4 protein-coding genes and 1 tRNA gene are annotated in these 4434 nt (G+C 42.2%); 2 read left to right on the top strand and 3 right to left on the bottom strand.

Annotation, left to right across the window (positions count from 1 at the left end; all coding sequences use genetic code 11):
• The first annotated feature begins 542 nt into the window (after positions 1-542).
• A complete protein-coding gene (locus A3756_RS14425; RefSeq protein ID WP_156490486.1) occupies positions 543-1832 on the top strand; it encodes a putative solute-binding protein in 1290 nt (429 codons plus the stop codon).
• 18 nt (positions 1833-1850) lie between these two features.
• On the top strand, positions 1851-2861 hold the full coding sequence (locus tag A3756_RS14430) for a hypothetical protein (RefSeq protein WP_068507793.1): 1011 nt from the start codon (positions 1851-1853) through the stop codon (positions 2859-2861).
• 50 nt (positions 2862-2911) lie between these two features.
• On the opposite strand, the gene A3756_RS14435 is transcribed toward A3756_RS14430, so the two are convergent.
• The 3 genes from A3756_RS14435 to A3756_RS14445 form a co-directional block, all read right to left on the bottom strand.
• Positions 2912-2988 (bottom strand) — tRNA-Val (locus A3756_RS14435).
• Between the two features lie 118 nt (positions 2989-3106).
• Complete coding sequence (locus tag A3756_RS14440; protein WP_068553744.1) at positions 3107-3835, bottom strand: TIGR04219 family outer membrane beta-barrel protein; 729 nt, start codon at positions 3833-3835, stop codon at positions 3107-3109.
• 125 nt (positions 3836-3960) lie between these two features.
• The coding region (locus A3756_RS14445; RefSeq protein WP_068553745.1) for a phosphoribosylaminoimidazolesuccinocarboxamide synthase at positions 3961-4434 on the bottom strand (474 nt) is incomplete at its 5' end.

Below are 4434 nucleotides of genomic sequence, written 5' to 3' on the forward strand. Positions count from 1 at the left end.
TCTAAAGCTTGCAACAAACTGCGGGAGTAATACGTGAACCAATGTTGCGTAATGTTTCTATTAATATAGATGAGAACATAGCTTTATCAACACGACCAGTAAATTGAGCATATATTGTACAATACTTTACAATTCGACAATAAAACGAAACATCTGGATTTTCTATATAATTGCAAAAGCATGGACGTTGATAGCAATTCAAGCCTTTCTGCCCCTAATTATAATTTTTGTTATCTGATTCACCCTATCTAGCCAAGGACTATGATAGGCTTTGCCAGCAAAAAATAATGCACCACAATACGCTCTAAACAAGGATGAATACGAATGACTACTCGACTATTTAGTCATTTCACTGGCCAGCTTTTTTTCAACAGCCACATGAATTCATATATATACCGCCCAGCTCTTCAGCAGAGGTGTGCTGTATGAAGCTCTTCTCTATATTTCTTTGCATCTTGATAAGCCTGTTCAGTAGCTCTGCTTTTTCTTTAGAATCTAAAACGTTCTGCGTTTGGGATCCTGTTGGCCGAAGTGGCCCAGTGATGACATTTTATTCCGACGTTATTCCACGAGCTCAAGCCTGGGGATTAAAGCTCAAATTTGTCGCCTACACCGAAGAAACCGATGTTGTTAAGCAATTTAAGGCTGGCAACTGCGAGGCTGCCGTTCTTACGAGCATCCTGTCGCGCCAGTTTGTTAAGTTTGCCGGCACAATGGACGCAATTGGAGCAATTAACTCAGAGAAAGGGCTTGAGCTTGCTATCGCTACGCTAAGCCGCTCTAGGGCTGGCAAGCTGATGATCGAAAACAATTATGAGGTTGTAACAACCTTCCCTGTTGGTTCGATGTATGCCTTTGTTAAAGACCGCTCGATTGACACAATTGACGAATTTTCTGGTCAAAAGATTGCGATTTTGAATAATGATCCGCAAATGTATAAATTTGCAAGTTTATCTAAGTCCAAACCTGTCACGGTAACACTATCAAACTTTGCAGATAAATTTAAAACCGGCGAAGTTGATATTGTGATCATGCCCGCTCTTGCCTACAACACCTTTGAGCTTTACGAGGGTCTTGCAGATAAAGGAGGAATTATTGATTACCGGCTATATTACGGAATGCTTCAAACCATTGCTCGTCGTGATCAGTTCCCTGAGGATTTCGGGAATAAAATGCGAAACTACATGCTGACACGAATGAAAGCGATGAACAAAATGGTAGTTGATGCCGAAGAGGAAATCCCCAAGCACTACTGGATTAAAACTAATCAATTCGTAAAGGATGAGATTGATCACTTCAGTAAACGCATTAGACTTGCCTTACAAGACGATCAGATCAACAACCCTACCGCACTGAAGTTATTCTGGAAAATTCGCTGCCGTCTAGACCCTTCTCGTGGCGAATGCAAAGCACCGCCCAAGGTGGTTAGCAAACGCGTCAAAAAGAACAACATAGAGAAGCAAAAGGCCCAAGCAGACGCAGCTGCTAAAAAGAAGCTCGAAGCCGAGCGCATCGCTCACGCAAAAAAAGCTGAAGCTGAACGCTTAGCTAAACAAAGAGCAGAAGAAGAGAAGCGGCTTCAAGAGCAAAAAGAACAAGAGCAACGCAAGCTTGAAGAGGAAAAGCAGCTTCTAGCCCAGCAACAGCAAGAACAAGCACGACTTGAGGAAGAGCGCCGTATTGAAGAACAACGAATAGCGCAAGAAAAACTCAAGCTAGAAGAAGAAAAGAAAGCCTTAGAACAAGAACGCATCGTACTTGAACAAGCAAAAAATGAGCTTGAGAAAAAAGAGTCATGGAGTTTATGGGACTTTCTATTTGGCTGGATCTAAGCGGCAATAGAGCAAACGATGAACCGCTCCAAATTAGAAGAAATAACGAAGGCTATCCTGGATAAGTCGTCGCCATATTCATACAAAACAAAAGCCTTAGAGGACTATGCAAAGGTCTGTAGTGATCTTGGCGGTATAACAGCATCTCCTGCCTTCGATGCATGGGCGAGTGATTCATACCTCCCTCAAGGCTTAGCTATTTGCTCGGAAGCAGCAGCTCAGTGCACACTTGATCATCAGCGCAGCATAACCTTCATTCAGGCTGTCAATGCCGCTATAAGCGATACATTAGCCAACTCTATCGATCAGCCAATAAAAATTCTTTACGCTGGCTGCGGGCCCTACGCAACGCTCCTACTACCGCTACTAACTCAGTTTTGCTCTGATGAAATAGAACCATACTTTTTAGATATCCATCAAGAATCGCTTGACAGTGTTGAACGCCTATTACAGGCCTTTGAATTAACGAAGTATTCCAGTCACCTTGTCAACGCTAATGCCTGTGAATACCAGCACCCTGATACACTCGACATTATCATCAGCGAAACAATGCAGAAGTCTCTTGAGCATGAGCCTCAAGTAGAAATAACGGCAAACCTAGCAGACCAACTTAAGCCGCATGGTATATTTATTCCACAATCTATTAATGTGTCTTTAGAGCTTAAGGTTGTGAAGAATAACAGCGCTGATTCTGCAAACGCTACATTCTACCCGGTTGCAAGGTTAATAGACCTAACGCCAAAACACGCAGTTAAATATTGCGCTGAAGCAAAAAACAATAGCTCCAACGCTGAGCTATCCTTTTACTGCTGCAGCTTCACACTCCCCAAACAAAATCTATCAGGTCGCCACTCCCTATTCCAGACAACTACAATACAAGCGTACAAAGATTACATATTGAGCAACGGTGATTGCGACCTATCTCTCCCGAGGCCTTGTTTAGAAATATCGCAATTGAATGGTGAAGCAACTTACGAGGTTAGCTATGCACTTGGAGGCTATCCAAAATTTGTATTTTTAAATCGCTAGAACGATCGCGACATGCCACAACTATAAAAATAAGGAGCGAATAGGGAAATTGGTAGGACTAGGCAGATTCGAACTGCCGACCTCTACCATGTCAAGGTAGCGCTCTAACCAACTGAGCTATAGTCCTATTTCAAGCATCGCAAGGAGAGCGACTTGAATAAGGCGCGTAATTTATCAAACAATTCAGCGCCTTGCAATGAGAATATTAGAAAAATATTCTTACGAATCTAGATTGCACTTTATATCTAGAAATCTAAGCCTGTACTTAAGTAAACACCGCTAAAATCAACATCAACTTCGATATCAGCACTGCCTATATCATCAATCTTGATTGCCATAGTGCGATAGCCTAGCTCAACAAATGCTAAGCTAATATTTTGACGAATACGGGCACGGGCATCATAAATACCATTACCAGAATACGAAATACCCGATAACTCGGCGCCAAATGCCATACCAGTAAAAGGAAGCTCTACTTCAGCTTTTGCATAGGGCAGCGGTAGAAAGTTATCAATAGTAGAGGTCGAGCTTTCTGTATCACCCTCAACATTAAGCTGACCGTCAAAAACCTTAATATCTAAACCAACATCAACCGAAACCCAGTTATCGAGAATTTCATAGTAAGCAATTACATCATAGTGAGTCAGGTCAAGATTTGTTGTTACTGGTCCGTCCACATCATCAAAGGTATCATCTATATTGCCTGATTCAGTTTGATCAAGGGAAGTCAGTCGAACCTTTAAATTGGGAATCAGTGGCACCGGATGCTCAAATGAAGCCGCGAGTTCGAAGAAACTATCATCTTCGAAACCTAGATCTTTTTCAAAATCAACTGTTGCGCCACCGGCAGAGGCATCACCCCCAACACCGGCATACCAATAACTTGCTTCAACAGTACCGCCTATAAAATCGGCTTGAGCCGTGGCGCTTGCAGCCAAAACGAAAGGAGCGAGGAGTTTTGTAACTTTTTTCATAGATACTTACCTTATTGAATTCTCTTAAGAATAAAACTATTAGCGTAAGTATAGAGGGAGTTTTTGATTTTGCTTGCTTGATTCGTTGCAGCTTAGATTAAAAAGCTGCAACGAAGTCACAAAATTTAGTCAAATGAAATACCTAAACGCTGACCTACCTCTTCGTAAGTTTCGATCACGCTACCAAGACCTTGCCTAAACCTGTCTTTATCCATCTTCTTACGAGTTTCTTTATCCCAAATACGACAGCCGTCCGGGCTAAATTCATCACCAAGAACAATTCTACCTTCAGACAAACCAAACTCTAGCTTGTAATCAACCAATAGCATACCCGCCTTGTCAAACATTGCTGACAGCACATCGTTTACTCGATAGGTAAGCTTTTCCATTTCGACAAGCTGTTCTTTCGTGGCCCAACCAAAGGATACACAGTGAGAAACGTTAATCATTGGGTCATGCAGGGCGTCGTCTTTTAGGAATAGTTCGAACGTAGGTGGAGTCAATTCTTTTCCTTCTTCAACACCTAGGCGGCGTACGATGCTACCCGCTGCATAGTTACGAACAACACACTCCACAGGCAACATTTCAAGATTTTTTAC

It is taken from the genome of Oleiphilus sp. HI0086 (assembly GCF_001635225.1).